Origin of the sequence: Pseudoalteromonas sp. UCD-33C, assembly GCF_001306895.1 — a bacterium.
In the GTDB taxonomy this organism is placed as follows: domain Bacteria; phylum Pseudomonadota; class Gammaproteobacteria; order Enterobacterales; family Alteromonadaceae; genus Pseudoalteromonas.
In genome coordinates this window covers 602,657-622,355 of record NZ_LJTB01000002.1, presented here as the reverse complement: position 1 = coordinate 622,355, position 19,699 = coordinate 602,657, and the positions used below count along the sequence as shown (strand labels likewise).

The following is a 19,699-nucleotide window of genomic DNA, read 5'->3' as shown; positions in this document are numbered from 1 at the left end:
ATTCAATCTTAAATTATGATTACTGCTGTTGTTATTTGAAATTCTTGGTATGCTTCTTTAGAGCCAAATAAAATTCGAATAACTAGGGAGCTAGGTTGAACTTTCTGCGCCAATTCCACGATATAGTATCTAATCAAGAAATTGATTTTTCCGACAAAGTAATCAAGTTACTAGAATTTGGTTTAGAGGTATTTGATCTCGAATTTGCGATTGTGAGTCAAGTTGATGACAAGCTCTATACGGTCATTCATGTGGTGGCGCCTGATAATGCAATCCCGGTTGGTACGCAATTCGATCTGGAAGGTACCTATTGTGCTCACACTTTAGAAGCTAATAAGGCGCTTTCATTTCATCATGCCTCAAATAGTCGGATTGCACAGCACCCTTGTTATGTAAACTTTCAACTAGAATCTTACATTGGCGCACCTATTTTTGTTGGCAAAAATGTTTTCGGCACAGTTAACTTCTCAGCGCCTAAAGTATCAAAACCTTTTAGTGAAGAGTCTCACGATTATGTAGAGTTATTTGCTCAATGGTTAGGTAACGAATTAGCACGTAATGCCTCATCTGAGAGATTAGTTAAAAAGAACTATATGCTCGCGCAAGTCGAAGAAGTTGCTCGTATAGGGTCTTGGGAACTCGACTTGCTAGAAAATAAGCTCTACTGGAGTAAACAAACTAAAGCAATCCATGAAGTCCCTTCAGATTATTCTCCAAACCTTGAAACGGCTATTGAATTTTATAAAGAAGGTGAAAGTCGTGATGCAATACAACAAGTAGTCCAAGAAGCAATTGAGCATGGTAAAGATTGGAATATTGAAATTCAGCTTATTACAGCGAAAGGGAATCCTGTATGGGTTTCAACGTATGGCGAAGCGGAATTTGAAAACGGGCAATGTGTTCGTTTAATAGGTACTTTTCAAGATGTAACGAAAGAGGTGCTACTTCGTGAGGAGCTTAAAAAGCAAAAAGCGGATGCTGTGCGAACTCTTGAAGACCGAAGTATCTTGCTGGCTAAGATTAGCCATGAACTGCGCACGCCGTTAAATGGCATTACAGGCATGCTAACGACTTTACTCTATGAAAAGTCAGAGCAAAAACGAGAAGAAAAACTCAAAGTTGCATTACGAAGTGCAGATATTTTGTTAAATATAATTAACGAAGTGCTCGACTTTTCTAAAATAAATCATGGTGAACTGAAATTAGAGCCTAGTCACTTTTTATTAAAAACAATTTTTGTTGATTTAGCGTCGTTATATTTACCTTTATATCAAGAAAAGAATCTTTATTTTGACGTCGAAATTGATATTAGTGAAGAATGTTGGACTTACTGTGATAACACCCGACTCACCCAAATTGCGTCTAATTTATTGAGTAATGCATTAAAGTTTACTGAGCAAGGCACTATTAAGTTATACGTATCTGCTAGAGTTCAAAATGACGATGTCATCTTGAATTTGCAAGTTTCTGATACGGGTATAGGCATGACGGAAACCTTTATGAAGTCACTTTTTTCACCATTTACCCAAGAGCTAAATAAGGACCGAAAAAAGGGGGGCACAGGGCTTGGCCTTGCAATAGTGAAGGAACTTATCGATTATATGGGAGGCATAATAAAGGTCAGTAGCGAATTCCAAAAAGGCAGTTGTTTTGATATTCAATTACCTCTAAAACTAGGACAGCCACAATCACATGATACGCTGCATGCCTCTGATATCGACTTTTCAGCCTTACCTTTATCGATACTGGTTGTTGATGACAACCAAATTAACCGCTTTGTGTTAAAAGCACACCTAGAAAAGTTAGGCTTAACGGCCGATTATGCCTGCGATGGTATTGATGCGATAAATAAATGCAAGCAAAACAAATACAATCTGATTTTTATGGATTGCGTAATGCCAGAAATGGATGGCATTGAAGCAACACGTATTTTAAGAGATGAGCAAATTTGCCCAACTGATACAACTTATATTATTGCTTTAACAGCAAATACTTCTGCAGATGATAAAGCAGCTTGCAAACGAGCTGGAATGGATTTATTTGTTTCAAAGCCTGTTAAAAATACGGCTATTGAGCAAGCAATTGTGACAGCTAAAGAGCATTTTTTAATCTAAATAATTGTAGTTTGTGAATACTCGGCTTAGAAAAATCATTGCTGGGTAAATGAGTAGTTATTTTAGGCAATTTAAAAATTTAACCTATACTTTTAATGGGTTTAATATGCTGGATTGCTAAATGAATTACTCTGATAACCGCCGAGACTTTTTAAAAACATTAGGTGTTGGTGCCATAGCATCAACAGTTGCCCTTAAAGCTCCCTATGTATTCGCTAAGAATACTCCCACAATTAGGGTTATGGGGACCCACGTAACTCTACAAGAAGAACTCAGGCAAAAAGCCATGCTTGAGCTGGGTATTAATATTGAATTTACCCCAATGGGCAGTGCTGCGGTGTTGCAAAAGGCAGCATCAGACCCAAGTAGCTTTGACTTATATGAGCAATGGTCAGATTCAATTAATATTCTCTGGCAAGCAGGGGCTATTCAGCCTATCGAAACAGATCGCCTTACCTATTGGCATGAAATCAACCCACTCTCTAAAACAGGTAAAATCGTAGCTGATGCCAAGTTAGGTGCTGGCGATTCTCCGAACAAAATTCTGTATGTACAGCCAGATGGCACGCTTGCAACTAAACCAACTAATGCGATTAGTTTCTTGCCTTACGTGCATAATGTCGACTCGTTTGGTTACAACACTCAGTTCATAGAAAAGGGGATTCCTTACCAAACTGAGTCTTGGTCTTGGCTACTCGATGAAAAGAATAAAGGCAAAGTCGCCCTTGTTAATGCACCAACAATCGGAATTTTTGATGCTGCTCTGGCTGCCGAGGCACAGGGGCTGATGAAGTTTAATGATATGGGCGATATGAGCATTAGCGAAATTGACCAGCTATTTGCAATTTTGCTGCAAAAGAAAAGGCAAGGTCACTTTGCTGGCTTTTGGACTTCGGTGCCGCAGTCGGTCGACTTTATGAAAATGAAACGCGTCACGATTCAGAGCATGTTTTCGCCCGGTGTCAGTGCCTGCAAAGGGCAAGGTATCCCGGTTGTTTATGCTTCACCCAAAGAAGGTTATCGTGCTTGGCACGGGGTTATGTGCTTATCAGCTAATGCACAGGGACATGTTAAAGATGCTGCTTATGAATACATGAATTGGTGGCTTTCTGGCTATCCAGGCGCATTTATCGCAAGACAAGGTTATTACATTTCTAATCCTGAGCGGAGTCAGCCTCTTATGTCAAAAGCAGAATGGCAATATTGGTATGAAGGGCAAGAAGCATCCATGGATTTACGCGGAACAGACGGCAAAATATCTGTTCTAGCGGGTCAAGCTCGTGATGGAGGAAGCTATATCAAGCGTTTTTCGAATATAGCGGTCTGGAATACGGTAATGCCGAATTATGATTATAGTTTAGATAAATGGTATGAGTTGTTGAACTCATAAGGAGCTACATTGCTAACCATTTTTTCTAGGTCTTTAGCAGCCAAAGTGTTATTGGCATTGACACTCGTTTTACTTGTAATGGGGGCGAGTTATTTTGTCTTGAACAAGCGATTACAAAGAATTGAAACATCTTTTAACGATATAAGCCGCATTAGTAATTATGCCGTGGGTATACTTCGTATAAATAAAGATATTGTTGAAATGCAGCGTGATATTTCAGTTTATGGATTATCAGGTAGTAAAACCGTATTTAGTAAAATAATAGAGAACTTTGAAAGTATAAAAGCACGTTTAGAAAGTGTTGATTTGAAAAGTGATGAGCTTGAAAGCCAAGTTTATTTAAATTCAATGACACAGCTGATTTCTCGGTACGGTGAAAATCTAGATGTGCTTGCCAAGCGTTATGAAATAAAAACAGAGCTCACTGACGTTGAGTTACCGCAAATCTATTTAGCAGCTATTAATGAATTAACCAACCTCAAATTAACTGCGACTACCAATGAAAACAAATTGGCTATCACTGAACATCTCAATGTATGGCATGAATTACATCGTGATGCCTCTTTGTTTCTTGCCAAAAAAGATTATTCTAAAAGAGCAGCGGTTAATAAGGCGCTGGCTATTTTATCAAATCAGTCACAAACCAACACTGATCTAAGTAATAACCGTGAACATGCTAAAACATATAAACAGGCTTTTTCGAGAGGCGTGCAGGCTAACCGAAACTATTTAAGCTTGGTTAATGTTGTTATGGCTGGCGATGCTATAGAGTTCAGTACCCTTGCAGATAAACTAAGAGAGCAATCCCTAGCAAAATTGCAAAAGATTAAAAGTGAAGCGCAAGAAACAGTAATAAAAACAGATCAAACTCTGCGTTTTCTTGCTGTTGGTGTAGTTATCTACATTATCGCACTTGCAATCTATTTCCACCTGCATATATCGCGTGCAATTACACGTTTAACCACAAGTTTTCAATACTTCTTAGCTGGTGATTTATCAGCTCCTATTTATGATTTAAAGCGTAACGATGAAATTGGTGTGCTTGCAACTGCGGCAGATAGATTTCGGGTGTTAAGCCAAGACCTTACCCAAGCCAAGAAAACGGCAGAACACACCACCAAGGTGAAATCAGAATTTTTGGCAAATATGAGCCATGAAATTAGAACCCCTATGAATGGCATTTTAGGAATGGCGCGGCAGTTGAGTCGTACCAGTTTGTCTCATGAACAAATGAAGATGCTTAATATTATACAATCGTCAGGGGCAGGTTTATTGGTAATCATCAACGACATTTTAGATATAAGTAAGATTGAGGCGTCTAAAATTGAGCTAGAGTCTGTGCCTATACATTTAAATTCGCTACTAGATGAGTTACAGCATTTATTTAAAGAGCAAGCCCAAAGTAAGCATATTAAGTTGAATATTTCTGTTGCTGAAAAGTATCAACATTGTGTTTTCTTTGCTGATGAAGCCCGCCTAAAACAAGTGTTGATAAACCTTATTGGGAATGCAATTAAATTCACCGAGAAAGGCTGTGTGACCCTCAACGTAAAAATTAATGAGCTAGGCGGCGATGATTTGAGCATCAAATTTAGTGTGATTGATACAGGAATAGGTATCGCAAAAGAAAATCTCAGTAAGTTATTTGAAGCGTTTTCTCAAGCGGATACCTCAATTACAAGGCGCTTCGGTGGTACAGGGCTCGGCCTTGCTATCTCAAGCAAATTACTAATTTTGATGAATGCTCCTTTGCAGGTAGAAAGTGATCTAGGGCAGGGTTCTTGTTTTTATTTTGAGCTAAAAACAACACAGGTTATTGAGCACTCTGAGTTTGAAACCGAAACACGGCAAGAAAATGAAGAGGATCAAGTAGACTTTTCATCATTAAATGTATTGGTCGTCGAAGACAATGATATTAATCAGGTTGTTATCGAAGCTATGTTAAATGAGTTTGGTATAAGCTCAATAAAAATAGCAGGGGATGGCGAGCAGGCTGTTGCGCTATGTAAGGAACATAGTGGGGAAAATAATCTGCAAAACTGCTTTGATATTATATTTATGGATATGCAGATGCCTATACTTGATGGCCCGCAAGCAACAATACGCATAAGAGAAATGCCAGAGTATAAAGCGACTCCTATTATTGCCTTAACGGCCAATGTACTTGAAGGAGATAAGCAACGATGTTTTGCCGCAGGAATGAATGATTTTGTTGCCAAGCCGATTGACTACCAATGTGTTAAAACGGCTTTACTAAAGTGGTCTAAAAGTGAAGTGAGCGCTACGCGTGACTGCTAAAAATTGATTTTAAGTCGCTAAAATAAAAAAGAGTTACCTCTTCGGTGTTAAAAACACTGAGGTAACTCTCTTATAGCTAATTAATTATGTTTAAATGAATTAAACCAGTTTAGCTAGGATGTCATTAAATGTTGAGCTTGGACGCATTGCTTTGAATGCTAACTCATCACTTGGTTGGAAGTAACCGCCAACACTCATTGCTGGACCTTGTGCATCGTTTAATTCAGTAACGATTTGGTCTTTTTGAGACTCAAGATCAGCAGCGATTTGTGTGAACTGCGCTTTTAATTCCGCATCATCATTTTGTGCAGCAAGTTCTTGTGCCCAGAATAAAGAAAGGAAGAAGTGCGAACCACGGTTATCAATCTCTTTCACTTTACGTGAAGGTGATTTGTTTTCAGCTAGGAAAGTACCAGTTGCTTTATCAAGCGTATCAGCAAGAACTTGTGCTTTCTTATTACCAGTATTAACTGCTAAGTGCTCTAAAGAAGCTGCAAGCGCTAAGAACTCACCTAATGAATCCCAACGTAAGTGGTTTTCTTTTTCGAACTGTTGAACGTGCTTAGGTGCTGAACCACCTGCACCTGTTTCGAATAAGCCACCACCATTCATAAGTGGTACGATTGAAAGCATTTTAGCACTTGTACCAAGCTCAAGAATTGGGAATAAGTCAGTTAGGTAGTCACGTAATACGTTACCAGTTACTGAAATAGTGTCTTTACCTTCTTTGATGCGCTCTAATGAGAACTTAGTCGCTTCAATTGGTGCTAAGATGTGGATCTCAAGACCATCAGTATCATGTTGCGGTAAATACGCGTTTACTTTTTTGATTAGCTCAGCATCGTGTGCACGGTTTTCGTCTAACCAGAAAACTGCTGGCGTGTTAGTTGCGCGAGCGCGATTAACAGCAAGTTTAACCCAATCTTGGATTGGTGCGTCTTTCACCTGACACATACGCCAGATATCACCTTGCTCAACAGCATGCTCAAGTAAAGTTGTACCAGCTGTGTCAACTACACGGATTGTACCAGCAGCAGCTACTTCAAACGTTTTGTCGTGTGAACCGTACTCTTCAGCTTTTTGAGCCATAAGACCAACGTTAGGTACGCTACCCATAGTTGTTGGATCGAATGCACCATTTTCTTTACAGAAATCGATAGTTGCTTGGTAAACACCTGAGTAACAACGATCTGGAATTACAAAGCTAGTGTCTTGTAATTTACCTTCGCTATTCCACATTTGACCGCTAGAACGGATTGCAGCAGGCATTGATGCATCGATGATCACATCACTTGGTACGTGAAGGTTAGTGATACCACGGTCAGAATCAACCATTGCAATAGCAGGGTTGTTGTCGTATACCGCTTGGATATCAGCTTCGATTTCAGCTTTCTTAGCTGCATCTAGGCTTTCGATTTTTGAGAATACATCACCAAAGCCGTTGTTTACGTCAACATCTAGTTCTTTGAAAAGATCAGCGTGTTTTGTGAATACGTCTTTGAAGAACACTTTTACAGCGTGACCGAAGATGATTGGGTCAGACACTTTCATCATAGTTGCTTTCATGTGTAATGAGAACAACACGCCTTTGTCTTTTGCTGCTTGAATTTCTTTTGCAAGGAAAGCTTGAAGCTTAGCAGCACTCATGCGAGACGCGTCAATTACTTCACCCGCTAGTAATGGTGTACTTGCTTTAAGAACTGTAATGTCACCATTTTCAGCAACATGCTCGATACGTACGTCAGTTGCTTCTGGAATAGTCACTGATTGCTCAGAACCGAAGAAGTCACCTTCTTCCATGCTAGCAACGTAAGACTGAGAATCTTTGCTCCATGCACCCATTGAGTGTGGATTATTGCGAGCGTACTCTTTTACTGAACCTGGAGCACGACGGTCTGAGTTACCTTCACGAAGTACCGGGTTTACAGCAGAACCTTTGATTTTGTCGTAAGTTGCTTTAACTTTCTTTTCTTCATCAGTTTTTGGCTCTGAAGGGTAGTCAGGTAATGCGTAACCTTTTTCTTGTAACTCTTTGATTACTGCACGTAGCTGAGGGATAGAAGCACTGATATTAGGTAACTTGATAATGTTAGCTTCAGGTGTTTTAGCCATTTCACCTAACTCTGCAAGTGCATCATCAATACGTTGATCTTCAGTTAAGTACTCAGGGAAGTTTGCAATCACACGACCCGCTAATGAAATATCACGAGTTTCAACTTCAACACCCGCAGCGTTTGTATACGCTTGGATGATTGGTAACAATGAATACGTCGCAAGAGCCGGCGCTTCATCTGTTTTAGTATAGATAATTTTTGATGTCATCATCATTCCTAGATAGTTGGCGTAATGTTTGGTAATGACTGCTAGCAGTAACCCTTAATTAGCCATATTCAACAATGCAATAGATAGCCTTGAATTACCAAGCTTAAGTGCCTTGATAAAACAACAGCAAGCAGTCTGTTAGCTGTTGCAACTCAATACATAGTATTAAAATAACCATAGCTGACAGACTGTAAAATTCTTATAGCTCAAATAAGCAAATTATGAAATTAGCCAAAAGCCTTACGTCAAAATGACGAAAAAGCTAAATTTAAGCAACAAGAGTGTAACAAGCTTGGCTCTAAAGGGCTAATAACAATTAAACAATTGGGGTAAAGAAATGGAATTTCAAGGGAAGTGAAAGATATATTTAAATGAGAAGAGTAAGCGAGGATCTTAACAAGGTCGCTCGCTTGATACTCGAATAGGTTTTACCTAAGAGATTTCATCGTTAGGCGCAATATTCGTTGCGTGTAACCCTTTTGGACCTTGTTGCAATTCGAATGTTACATCTTGACCAGCTTTAAGTGTTTTATAACCGTCCATTACAATCGTTGAGTAATGAGCGAATATATCAGTCTCGCTGCCGTCTTCTACGATGAAGCCAAAACCTTTGGCATTGTTGAACCATTTGACTTTTCCACAAGCCATACTTCTACATCCTTCTATAAGTTGACTAATTTAGTTATTCTAAACCGTGTAATTTGCTAGACTGACTAATGATTAATCAATCTATATTTGACTGTAGTTTATTTAGCCAGTCAGTCAAGTGTTTTAGACTATTTTTTAACAATTTATTTATTTTTTTATTCAAGTTTGCTTGAGTTCTAAAGACAAGACTATATTTAATTATGAGTGGCATGAAAGATTCTGGTGTTATTGAAACAGTTCGCGATAGTGAAAAGCAAAAATTGCAACCACCGCGAAAATATAAAGTCATTTTAAATAATGATGATTACACGCCTATGGACTTTGTGATAGAAGTACTAATGACGTTTTTTAATATGGATAGCGATAGAGCAACAGATGTGATGCTTCAAGTTCATCATAACGGTAAAGCAATTTGCGGTGTTTACAGCGCCGATGTAGCTCATACCAAAGCTGAACAAGTTAATCGTTACGCACGAGACAACGAGCATCCACTGCTATGTAGTTGTGAGCAGGAATAAATACCAAGGTAGGGTGAACCAATTAGCCCGTCACAACGGTATATAAATATTATCTCAGTAAGGGGTTGCCAATGCTAAACAAAGACTTAGAACTAACCTTGAATGCGGCGTTTCGCGAAGCGAGAACACGCCGTCATGAATTTATGACCGTCGAGCATCTTTTACTTGCACTGCTCGATAACCCTTCTGCTGGAGAAGCGCTTAACGCCTGCGGCGTTGATATGGGCGCATTAAAAGTCGAATTATCAGATTTTATTGATGAAACAACGCCGGTTATTCCTGATCTTGAAGAAGACAGAGAAACACAACCGACGTTAGGTTTTCAGCGTGTATTACAGCGCGCTGTATTTCACGTGCAATCATCAGGCAAAAACGAAGTAACTGGCGTTAATGTGCTAGTGGCAATTTTTTCTGAGCAAGAAAGCCAAGCTGTTTATCTACTTAAAAAATCAGATGTTAATCGTTTAGATATTGTTAACTTTATTTCGCATGGCATTTCCAAAACAGATGACGACATTGGCGGTGAAGACCACGATGACATTCATGAAGAAGTGCAAGAAGTGCAAGGCGAGGAGCCGACTAAGCTTGAAAACTTTACGACTAATCTAAATCAGCAAGCAATTGATGGCAATATAGACCCATTAGTGGGTCGCGACAACGAAGTTGAACGCACTGTACAAGTGTTATGTCGTCGTAAGAAAAATAACCCGCTCTTGGTTGGTGAAGCTGGTGTGGGTAAAACAGCCATTGCTGAAGGCCTAGCTTATCGTATTGTAAATAAAGAAGTACCTGAAGTGATTGCCGATGCAGTTGTTTACTCACTCGATATGGGCGCATTATTAGCGGGTACCAAATACCGTGGTGATTTTGAAAAACGTTTTAAATCGCTGCTTAAAGAGTTACAAGCTAAACCAGGTTCAATTTTATTTATTGATGAAATTCATACCATCATTGGTGCCGGCGCAGCATCGGGTGGTGTAATGGATGCATCGAACCTAATTAAACCGCTACTTTCGAGTGGTAAGTTGCGCTGCATGGGCTCAACTACTTATAACGAGTTCAAGAATATCTTTGAAAAAGACCGTGCGCTAGTGCGTCGTTTCCAAAAAATTGATGTGCTTGAACCAAGTGTGGCTGATACCACGAAAATTCTTAACGGTTTAAAAGAGCGTTACGAAGAGCACCATGGTATTCGTTATACTCAAAAAGCATTGAAAGCAGCAGCAGAACTTAGTGCTAAATACATTAATGAACGTCACTTACCTGACAAGGCTATTGATGTTATTGATGAAGCAGGTGCTAATCAGCGTTTACAGCCCGTTTCTAAGCGTAAGAAAACAATCGGTGTGGCTGATATCGAGCTCATTGTATCTAAAATGGCGCGTATTCCTCAGCAAAGCGTTTCTTCTAGCGATAAAGAGACACTTAAGAACCTTGACCGTAACCTGAAAATGCTGGTGTTTGGTCAAGACCAATCAATCGATGCATTGACTTCAGCAATTCGTTTATCGCGCTCAGGCCTTGCTAACGAAGATAAACCGGTGGGTTCGTTCTTATTTGCAGGCCCAACAGGGGTTGGTAAAACAGAAGTCACTAAGCAGCTTGCTAAATGTATGGGTGTTGAGTTTATTCGCTTTGATATGTCTGAATACGTTGAACGTCATGCGGTCAGCCGTCTAATTGGTGCACCTCCTGGCTATGTAGGTTTTGAGCAAGGTGGTTTATTAACTGAAGCGGTAATTAAAAACCCGCATGCAGTTGTGCTACTGGACGAAATTGAAAAAGCACATTCAGATATTTACAACATTCTACTGCAAGTAATGGATCACGGTACCCTTACTGATAACAACGGTCGTAAAGCCGATTTCAGAAATGTAGTATTGGTGATGACGACGAATGCGGGTGTTCAAGAGACTGTACGTAAGTCGATTGGCTTTACCGAACAAGACCATTCTCATGATGCAATGAGTGAAATCAACAAAGTGTTTTCACCTGAGTTTAGAAACCGCTTAGATAATATCATTTGGTTTAATCACCTTGAGAAAGAGATTATCTTGCAAGTGGTTGATAAGTTCATTGTTGAGTTACAAGCACAACTTGATAAGAAGTCGGTTAACCTTGAACTTACATCCAAAGCAAGAGAGTGGTTGGCAGATAAAGGCTACGATAAAGCGATGGGTGCACGCCCGATGGCTCGTGTTATCCAAGATGAGCTTAAAAAGCCGCTTGCAAATGCAATCTTGTTTGGTGAGCTAGCCGATGGTGGTTCAGTTAAGGTATCGGTTAAAGATAAGAAAATTCACTTTGACTTTGAAACTAGCCTAGAAACAGCTTAAGTTGTTTTTAGCTGAAAACAAAAAGCCCAGCAATTGCTGGGCTTTTTGTTTATTAAATGGAATTAAAACTAAGTTAGTTTTAACACCATTTAACAAACGCTTTTAGCTCTTTGTAATAAACACACCTGCTCATTCAAAGCAGCAAAAAGCTAAATCTCTCGTTAACGCACTAACTTAGCGAGCACGGAATACGATGCGACCTTTCGATAAATCGTAAGGAGTCATTTCTACGGTTACTTTGTCGCCAGTTAAGATGCGGATGTAGTTTTTGCGCATTTTACCAGAGATATGAGCCACAACAACGTGACCATTTTCTAGCTCAACTCGGAACATTGTATTTGGTAAAGTATCAAGGACCGTACCTTGCATTTCGATTACGTCTTCTTTCGCCATGTTTAGCGTAACACCTCTTTAATAGTTAAACGCTGCAGATTTTGCCGAAAATACAGCAATAAGTAAAGCTACAGGGCTCAATTTTGTAAATTAAATCGCCAACCACTCGTCGCCAATGTGCTTTTGTGCAGGCAAAAATTGGGTTTTATATTTCATTTTAGTGCATTCGTCGATTTGGTAACCTAAATAGACAAATTGTTTTGCTTGTTGTTTTGCAAATTTAATTTGTTCCATGATCATGATGCTACCAATACTGTATTGCTCATAATCAGGGTCAAAAAAGGTATAAATCGCTGATAGGGCATTGGTCATGCAATCGGTTACCGCGACAGCAACTAATTTATCGCCATCTCTTAACTCTAAGAACGTAACGGGTAGCCACTGGCAAAACAAAAAGCTTTCGTACTGACTTTGATCAGGCGGAAACATTGAACCATCTTGATGCCTTTGCGTGATGTATTTGCAATATAACGGGTAATATTCTGCGCGTTCGTATTCACTATAACTGACTGTGAAAACCTTATTTGCTTTATTTAATTTGCGCTTTTGCGATTTTGAAGGGGTAAATTGTTGGGCCAAAACGCGCACTGAATTACAGGCATTACAAATAGGGCAATGTGGACGATAGATTTGGTCGCCACTGCGTCTAAAACCCAATGCTAATAACTGTTCAAATTTATCAGGGCAATAACAACTTGGATCAAGTATAACAAGTAGTTGCTCCTGACGGTCGGGTAAATAACTGCAATCAAATTGCTGGCTTAAACCAAGCCTAGCGGGTAAGTGCTCAGTCATAAATATTAATCAACTCTTGTGGTTGCCACATATCTTTTTTAGGCACATAACTGTGCGCTAATTTAAGTCTAGTTAAAAATTCTCTACGTGGGATAACTTTTGCACCTAAAGTGATTAAATAAGGGTTTTCTAGTTGGCAATCAATAAAATGGGCTTGGTGCTTCTTAAGCCAATTAACTAATGCCCACATCGCCAGCTTTGAGCCATTACTGACTTGATGAAACATTGATTCACCACAAAATATGCCATTTTGCATAATGCCATAGAGACCAGCTACGAGTTCATCTTGGTGCCATATTTCAAGGCTGTGCGCTAGACCCTGGTGGTGCGCTTCAATGTAGGCATGCATCATTTGCTCAGTGATCCATGTACCTTCTGCATCGATACGTTGCTCACGACAGGCATTGATAACGTGGGAAAATGCATGATTTATGGTGACACGCACAGGAAAACGCTTTAAATGCTTTTTTAAGCTGCGACTAACATGAAATTCATTTAGCTCAATAACACCACGCATGCTAGGTGACCACCACATAATGGGCTCATAGTCACTAAACCAAGGAAAAATACCTGTGTTGTAGGCATTTTTAATGCGCTCAACTGATAAATCCCCGCCAATTGCCAACAGGCCATCGGGCTCATCAAGGGCGAGTTCTGGGTCTGGAAAATCAACAGTCTCGGGCGAGAGTTGGTACAGTTGCTTGATCATATCAGCGTATCGTTGTTATTTGCTCTGATTTTAACAAAAATTTAGCTATAAAAAAGGGGCTGTTTACAACAGCCCCTAGTATTTAGTGCTTTAGATCAACTATTTTATAGGTTATCTAAGAAGCGTTCTGCATCAAGTGCAGCCATACAACCCGTACCTGCTGATGTGATTGCTTGACGATAAATGTGATCAGACACGTCACCTGCAGCAAATACACCTGGTACGCTTGTTTGTGTTGCGTTACCGTTTAAACCAGACTGAACGACTAAATAGCCGTCTTTCATTTCTAGCTGACCTTCAAACATGTCAGTGTTTGGCTTATGGCCAATTGCAATGAATACACCGGCAAGATCTAAGTTTTCTGTTTCTTCAGAATCAGTTGCTTTAATACGGATGCCAGTTACGCCCATTTCATCACCAAGTACTTCATCCAAAGTGCGATTATAATGTAAAACAACGTTACCGTTTTCAGCTTTTTCTTTTAAACGATCAGCTAAGATTTTTTCACTACGGAAGCTGTCACGACGATGTATAACGTGAACTTCATCAGCGATATTTGATAAGTAAAGTGCTTCTTCAACAGCAGTGTTACCACCGCCTACAACCGCTACTTTTTGACCACGGTAGAAGAAACCATCACAGGTTGCACAAGCAGAAACACCACGACCTTGGAAGTTAGTCTCTGATTCTAAACCTAAGTATTTAGCCGACGCGCCTGTTGCGATAATTAATGCATCACACGTATAAGTGCCTGAGTCACCTGTTAAAGTGAAAGGGCGCTTTGAAACATCAACTTTATTAATATGATCAAAAACAATTTCAGTCTCGAAACGTTCAGCGTGTTCTTTCATACGGTCCATTAATGCTGGGCCTGTTAAACCGTGTGCATCGCCAGGCCAGTTTTCAACTTCAGTGGTTGTCGTTAATTGACCACCTTGCTGAATACCAGTGATAAGAACAGGGTTAAGGTTGGCACGTGCTGCGTATACCGCTGCCGTGTAGCCTGCTGGGCCAGAACCTAAGATTAATAGTTTACAGTGTTTTGCGTCACTCATGGTTTTTCCTAAAAACGTTTCAATACGATGTCTATGCGCCCGATTCTAAGAAAAACAAGGCGGATGTAAACAAAAGCCCTGATTATTTTTTTAGTCAAATCGCTAAGCTGTCAAATAATCCTTACTTATTATAATTTAAATAACTCTTTTTGCTCATAAAACAGGCTAATTACAAATTGTTCTGTGATCAAAGTACGGTAATTCATGACCAAGCAATATTTTTTTGGTATGTTTTAGCTAATTTTGATATTAGCTCTTGGTATGAGCTAACTAAACGAACAGGCAATTATGGTATTTTGGCAGGAAAAGCCCGCTTTTGGGCTGACTACAGAAGACGTACAAGTCTTAACCAATGCAAAAGAGTATCGCACTGAACTATTGCGTTTAATTGGTGCAGCGAAAAAAAGAATTTATATTACTGCTTTATATTTGCAAGACGATGAAGCTGGGCGAGAAATATTAACAGCGTTACATGAGGCATCACTTGCTAACCCTGAGTTAGAAGTAAAAGTGCTCGTTGATTTTCACCGTGCTCAACGTGGTTTAATTGGTGCGGCTAAGTCTGATGGCAATGCCAGCATGTATTGTGATTTTCAAGAGCAGTATCAATCAAATGTTAAAGTTCATGGTGTTCCAGTAAAAGCCAAAGAGCTTTTCGGAGTCCTGCATTTAAAAGGCTTTGTGATTGACGACACATTATTATACAGCGGCGCAAGCTTAAATAATGTGTATCTGCAGCAAGACGAACGTTACCGTTTAGACCGCTACTTTTTAGTTCGCCAAGCTGGTTTGTGTAATTCGGTCATCGAATTTATAGAAACACATCTTTTAAGCTCAGCAGCAGTGCCACGTATTGATATGCGTCCACTGGTAAAGTTTAATGATATTAAAGTCGCGCAAAAACAATTGATGCGTGAACTTAAATCGGCAAGTTACGAAAGTGCTGCAGAAGCCAGTGCCGGTGAGTTGGGTGTGCGTTTATTTTTAGGTTTAGGACGCAGAAGTAATAAGCTGAATCGTTTAATTAAGTCGTTATTCGATACCACAGAGCAAGAACTCGTTCTTTATACCCCTTACTTTAACTTTCCGGCACCATTAATGCGTTCATTACGCCGTTTATTGAAGCAAGGCAAGCAAGTAACTATTGTGGTAGGGGATAAAACCGCAAACGATTTTTACCTGCCGCCAAGTGAGCCGTTTAGTAAAATTGGTGCATTACCTTATTTATATGAAACCATTTTGTATAAGTTTTTAAAGTCACAAAAACGCCACATCAGTAATGGTAATTTGAATGTTTACCTTTGGAAACATGAAAGTAATTCTTTTCACTTAAAAGGGATTTGCTCAGATAAGCGCTTACATTTATTAAGTGGGCATAATTTAAATCCGCGCGCATGGGGCTTAGATATCGAAAACGGTATTTTAATTGACGACCCTAAGCAGCATATTCTTGAGCAAATAGAAAATGAAAAACAAGCTATTTTGCAGCATTGTCGTCGTTTAACAGGTCCACAGGATTTAGAGACGATGGATGACTATCCTGCACCGGTTAAAAAGCTATTGGGGCAGGCTAAACGTGTAAAAGTTGATTTTATTATCAAACGTTTTATTTAATCGAAAATTAAAAAAGCAGCGAAAGCTGCTTTTTTGTATCTAGGTATTAGCAATCTGCTTTATTTTTGCTGAGCATCTAAAGACTGGCCGTTCACCTCTTTAGAGTCGTCGCTCATCAAGTATAAATAAGTTGGCATTAAATCTTCTGGTGTTGCTAACTTATCTCTATCTTCACCAGGGTATGCTGATGCACGCATCGATGTGCGGGTAGCACCTGGGTTAATACAGTTTACGCGAATATTGGTTTTACCCACTTCACAAGCCCAAGTTTGCATCATACCTTCAACAGCAAATTTTGAGATTGCATACGCCCCCCAGTGTTCACGGCCTTGGCGACCAACACCTGACGAAGTAAAAATAACAGATGCGCTATCAGATTTGCGAAGCAGTGGGAACATGAATTTAGTGATCATAGCTTGTGCAGTTACATTCACTTTCATGATGTTTTCAAAGGTAGAAACACAGAAATGTTCAAGTGGGCCCAATGAACCTAAAATACCAGCGTTATTGAGTAAACCATCTAACTTACCGAACTGCATTTCGATGGTTGCAGCTAAGTCACGGTAGTTTTGTTTTGTGGCACCTTTTAGGTCCATTGGCACAATAGCCGGTTGTGGATAGCCTGCATTTACGATTTCATCATAAACACATTCAAGTTTATTGGTTGTTTTTCCAAGTAAAATAACAGTGGCACCATGCTTAGCATAAGTTAATGCGGCAACACGACCAATGCCGTCACCAGCACCTGTTATTAAAATTACTTTGTCTTTTAGCGCATTCTCTGCGGCTTTATAAGTATGCATAAACGTACCATCGATTAGATTTTTCATCATTTTACCATAGCAAAAAGCCAAGTTATCGAATTTATTGCAAATTAAGGTGGCGAAAATTGAAACTTTACGTTAACTTTAACTGGTCTAATGTCTCATTAATAACCTAATTACATTAAATTAACTTAGAATGAAGGTAGTAGAATAACTACTTTTAACCCTGAACACACAATAACAATAAGATTTGCGCGGAGCGAAATTATGAAAAAACTGCTACTCTCACTAGCCATTGCGTCAGCCATTACTGGCTGTGGTGGAGGAGAAACATTAGAAGATGTAAAAAATGATAATCCTCCTGTTCTCCCAACCGCGACAGTAAAATTTGACCCAGCGAATAGTGTAATCTCAGTACCGAATGATTTACTGATGAGTGGTACCCTTGATGGTACTTTAAACATGCCGGGTGAATTAGACGACAACAATGTCAGTGTTGAACGTGCAGCTTATGCTGATCCTCAGCTTGCACTTGGTGCCCTTGATGGCTGGTCAACACAAACTCCGTTTAAAATCGATTTAACTTTTCCTGCGGGTATTTCTCTTGATATGACTTCTGCTGCTTCACCAGGAGCTGTGCGTATTTTTGAAGTTGTAATGGGTGCAAGCCAAACAGATGAAACTTGCTCGCAAGTGCCAGCGGGTATTGCTTGTAAATTAGTGTCTGAATTAACCTTTGGCGTTGACTTCATTACTCAAGGTTCTGGTGATGCGGTTGCTGTTATCCCACTTAAGCCATTTAAAGCGGGAAGCACTTACATTAATGTTCTGACAACATCATTAATGGACTCAGAAGGGCGTTCAATTGAGCCATCTTCAACTTATGCACTAGTGAGCGAAGAGACAACACTTATCACTGATTCGCAAAAGTCACTTCAAGCGGTTATCAATAGCTACGAAGATGCTGTGACATCGGGTGGTGCCATCACAAAAGATGAAATTATCTATTCTGCTGCGATGACAATGCAATCAGCAGGTCAAGTACTTGGTACAGTAAAACAGCTTCTTGCTGCAAGTTTAACGCAAGATGCACTACCTACGCCGATGGTGCAAATTCCTGAGCAACCTGTTATTACGGTTGAGCAAGTATTCGCATCACAAGGTATTACTGGTTTATCACCTGTTTTTGGCGGTGTGCAATATCAAAAAGGTAGCGTGATGTTACCTATGTATTTAGCCACGCCTACAGGCACAACGGTCGATGACTTATCAGCGACTTATTGGCAAGGTTTATGTGATAGTGGTGTTGCTGTGTTAGGTTATGCGGCAGCAGCCGGTGACTCATTCCCAACAGACCCAATTAGCGAAACTGATGGCCTTTGTATGGCGTTAAGTGAAGGCAAGTTACGTGATTTAGGCTTAGACCAAACTAAACACTTAACTAAGTACAACACAATTCCAAAAACTCAAAGCATTGCTAATGTGCCAGTGCAAATTACTAAACCAATTTTACCTGTGATCAATGCTATTAGAGCAAATATTGGCTTAGATGCATTGAGCATGCCTGAGACAGGCTGGCCTGTTGTTATCCTTCAGCACGGTATTACTTCTAAAAAAGAAGATATGCTAGCTATTACCGCACAGCTAACAATGCAAGGCTTTGCAACAGCCGCAATCGATCACCCTATGCATGGTGAGCGTGGTGTAGATGTAGACGGCGACGGTACTGATGACTTTAATGCCTCTACAGGTTCTGTATTGAGCTATATGAACTTACAGTCATTATTAGTAGCGCGTGATAGCTTACGCCAATCAGTTGCTGATTTACTTGGCTTACGCTTAGGTCTTAACTTTACAGGTGCTGCTGATTTAAATGCGCAAGATGTATCATTCTTAGGCCATTCATTAGGCTCGGTAGTTGCTCCAGCATTTGTTGCTGTGACTAATGCACCGCTAGCTGACCAAGTTGATCCAATGTTCAACGTTAAAAGCGTAGCACTTGCCAGTGGTGGCGGTGGTATCGCCAGCTTCTTAATTGAGTCAAATACATTTGGCCCATTTGTACAAGGCTCTGTATTACTTGCAGCAGGCACAGCTGAATCAGCGGAGTTTGGTGCTTATACTCAAAATGAAGCGCTATCGAACTGTGGTTCACTTGCGTCTAACCAAACGGCTTTCGTTACATGTGCTTATAAAGAGTACGTAAGTTCGTTAACAATGGCAGGCGAAACAGCAAAATTAGCCAACATTCAAAGTGTGATCACTCAGTTTGCCTTTGCTGCGCAAACAGCACTTGATAGCGGCGACCCATCTAACTACGCAGCATCTGTTGCAGCACTTGGCACGCCAGTATACATGAGCGTAGTAGTAGGTGATGGTGAAAATAATAATGCTGATATGGTTATTCCACCTATGGTAGCGAGTAACCCAATTGCTGGTAGTTTACCTCTTGCTAACTTAATGGGTTTATCAACGGTAGCTGAAACACAAGGTCCAACAGCTGATGCAATGAGTTATGTGGTTAAATTCACTAAAGGCCATCACAGTTCAGTGTTAACACCTGCTGCAACGGCAGATTCAGGTGCAACTGCTGAAGAAAGTGCGGCGGCAACTGCAGAAATGCAATTGCAAATCGCGACTTTCCTAGCTAGCCGTGGTCAGTATCTTCAGGTTACTAATACAGAAGTCGTTACTGAATAATCGAAACCTTACTAATTAAGTAATAACCAATTAAGTAAAAAGC

General features: G+C 40.0%; 14 protein-coding genes. 7 read left to right on the top strand and 7 right to left on the bottom strand.

All coding sequences use genetic code 11. From position 1 onward, the window contains the following. The first annotated feature begins 95 nt into the window (after positions 1–95). The 3 genes from AOG26_RS06045 (at position 96) to AOG26_RS06035 (ending at position 5,802) form a co-directional block, all read left to right on the top strand. Positions 96–2,114: a hybrid sensor histidine kinase/response regulator gene (locus AOG26_RS06045; RefSeq protein WP_054561669.1), complete on the top strand. Its 2,019-nt coding sequence runs from the start codon at positions 96–98 to the stop codon at positions 2,112–2,114. Between the two features lie 121 nt (positions 2,115–2,235). Then, positions 2,236–3,504 (top strand): ABC transporter substrate-binding protein, encoded by a 1,269-nt coding sequence (locus tag AOG26_RS06040; protein ID WP_054561668.1) that lies wholly within the window; start codon positions 2,236–2,238, stop codon positions 3,502–3,504. A gap of 9 nt (positions 3,505–3,513) precedes the next feature. Beyond that, a complete protein-coding gene (locus tag AOG26_RS06035) occupies positions 3,514–5,802 on the top strand; it encodes a hybrid sensor histidine kinase/response regulator (RefSeq protein ID WP_054561667.1) in 2,289 nt (762 codons plus the stop codon). Between the two features lie 99 nt (positions 5,803–5,901). On the opposite strand, the gene AOG26_RS06030 is transcribed toward AOG26_RS06035, so the two are convergent. Beyond that, entirely contained in the window at positions 5,902–8,124 is a 2,223-nt protein-coding gene (locus AOG26_RS06030) for an NADP-dependent isocitrate dehydrogenase (RefSeq protein WP_054561666.1), read from the bottom strand. Between the two features lie 432 nt (positions 8,125–8,556). Further along, positions 8,557–8,772, bottom strand: a complete 216-nt coding sequence (cspD, locus tag AOG26_RS06025) for a cold shock domain-containing protein CspD (RefSeq protein ID WP_036968098.1) — start codon at positions 8,770–8,772, stop codon at positions 8,557–8,559. A 209-nt stretch (positions 8,773–8,981) separates the two neighbouring features. On the opposite strand from cspD, the gene clpS reads away from it, so the two are divergent. After that, positions 8,982–9,290 carry an ATP-dependent Clp protease adapter ClpS gene (clpS, locus tag AOG26_RS06020; RefSeq protein ID WP_161804337.1) on the top strand — a complete coding sequence of 103 codons (309 nt, stop codon included), beginning with the start codon at positions 8,982–8,984 and terminating at the stop codon, positions 9,288–9,290. Between the two features lie 71 nt (positions 9,291–9,361). After that, the gene (gene clpA / locus AOG26_RS06015; RefSeq protein ID WP_054561665.1) at positions 9,362–11,626 is read left to right on the top strand and encodes an ATP-dependent Clp protease ATP-binding subunit ClpA; all 2,265 of its coding nucleotides are present in this window, start codon (positions 9,362–9,364) and stop codon (positions 11,624–11,626) included. A 174-nt stretch (positions 11,627–11,800) separates the two neighbouring features. Here clpA and infA read toward each other — a convergent pair whose 3' ends face one another. The 4 genes from infA to trxB all read right to left on the bottom strand — a co-directional run bounded on the left by infA (position 11,801) and on the right by trxB (position 14,578). Next, a complete protein-coding gene (gene infA, locus AOG26_RS06010; RefSeq protein ID WP_002962494.1) occupies positions 11,801–12,019 on the bottom strand; it encodes a translation initiation factor IF-1 in 219 nt (72 codons plus the stop codon). A gap of 90 nt (positions 12,020–12,109) precedes the next feature. After that, entirely contained in the window at positions 12,110–12,814 is a 705-nt protein-coding gene (locus AOG26_RS06005) for an arginyltransferase (protein WP_054561664.1), read from the bottom strand. After that, entirely contained in the window at positions 12,807–13,523 is a 717-nt protein-coding gene (gene aat / locus AOG26_RS06000) for a leucyl/phenylalanyl-tRNA--protein transferase (RefSeq protein ID WP_054561663.1), read from the bottom strand. The genes AOG26_RS06005 and aat overlap by 8 nt, the downstream gene beginning before the upstream one ends. 104 nt (positions 13,524–13,627) lie before the next feature. Further along, positions 13,628–14,578 (bottom strand): thioredoxin-disulfide reductase, encoded by a 951-nt coding sequence (gene trxB / locus AOG26_RS05995; protein ID WP_054551466.1) that lies wholly within the window; start codon positions 14,576–14,578, stop codon positions 13,628–13,630. Positions 14,579–14,866: 288 nt separating this feature from the next. On the opposite strand from trxB, the gene pssA reads away from it, so the two are divergent. Continuing rightward, positions 14,867–16,192 (top strand): CDP-diacylglycerol--serine O-phosphatidyltransferase, encoded by a 1,326-nt coding sequence (gene pssA, locus AOG26_RS05990; RefSeq protein WP_054561662.1) that lies wholly within the window; start codon positions 14,867–14,869, stop codon positions 16,190–16,192. A gap of 59 nt (positions 16,193–16,251) precedes the next feature. Here the strand turns inward: pssA and AOG26_RS05985 are convergent, their stop codons facing one another. Next, the gene (locus tag AOG26_RS05985) at positions 16,252–16,995 is read right to left on the bottom strand and encodes a YciK family oxidoreductase (protein WP_054562005.1); all 744 of its coding nucleotides are present in this window, start codon (positions 16,993–16,995) and stop codon (positions 16,252–16,254) included. Positions 16,996–17,223: 228 nt separating this feature from the next. Between AOG26_RS05985 and AOG26_RS05980 the strand changes: the two genes are divergently transcribed. Continuing rightward, positions 17,224–19,656, top strand: a complete 2,433-nt coding sequence (locus AOG26_RS05980) for a VolA/Pla-1 family phospholipase (protein ID WP_054561661.1) — start codon at positions 17,224–17,226, stop codon at positions 19,654–19,656. Positions 19,657–19,699 lie beyond the last annotated feature (43 nt).

Excerpts from the sequence above, each read along its gene's own strand:
- AOG26_RS06040 (WP_054561668.1), top strand. The coding sequence starts at position 2,236 with ATGAATTACTCTGATAACCGCCGAGACTTTTTAAAAACATTAGGTGTT.
- AOG26_RS06030 (WP_054561666.1), bottom strand. The coding sequence starts at position 8,124 with ATGACATCAAAAATTATCTATACTAAAACAGATGAAGCGCCGGCTCTT.
- cspD (WP_036968098.1), bottom strand. The coding sequence starts at position 8,772 with ATGGCTTGTGGAAAAGTCAAATGGTTCAACAATGCCAAAGGTTTTGGC.
- clpS (WP_161804337.1), top strand. The coding sequence starts at position 8,982 with ATGAAAGATTCTGGTGTTATTGAAACAGTTCGCGATAGTGAAAAGCAA.
- clpA (WP_054561665.1), top strand. The coding sequence starts at position 9,362 with ATGCTAAACAAAGACTTAGAACTAACCTTGAATGCGGCGTTTCGCGAA.
- infA (WP_002962494.1), bottom strand. The coding sequence starts at position 12,019 with ATGGCGAAAGAAGACGTAATCGAAATGCAAGGTACGGTCCTTGATACT.
- AOG26_RS06005 (WP_054561664.1), bottom strand. The coding sequence starts at position 12,814 with ATGACTGAGCACTTACCCGCTAGGCTTGGTTTAAGCCAGCAATTTGAT.
- aat (WP_054561663.1), bottom strand. The coding sequence starts at position 13,523 with ATGATCAAGCAACTGTACCAACTCTCGCCCGAGACTGTTGATTTTCCA.
- trxB (WP_054551466.1), bottom strand. The coding sequence starts at position 14,578 with ATGAGTGACGCAAAACACTGTAAACTATTAATCTTAGGTTCTGGCCCA.
- pssA (WP_054561662.1), top strand. The coding sequence starts at position 14,867 with ATGGTATTTTGGCAGGAAAAGCCCGCTTTTGGGCTGACTACAGAAGAC.
- AOG26_RS05985 (WP_054562005.1), bottom strand. The coding sequence starts at position 16,995 with ATGCATACTTATAAAGCCGCAGAGAATGCGCTAAAAGACAAAGTAATT.
- AOG26_RS05980 (WP_054561661.1), top strand. The coding sequence starts at position 17,224 with ATGAAAAAACTGCTACTCTCACTAGCCATTGCGTCAGCCATTACTGGC.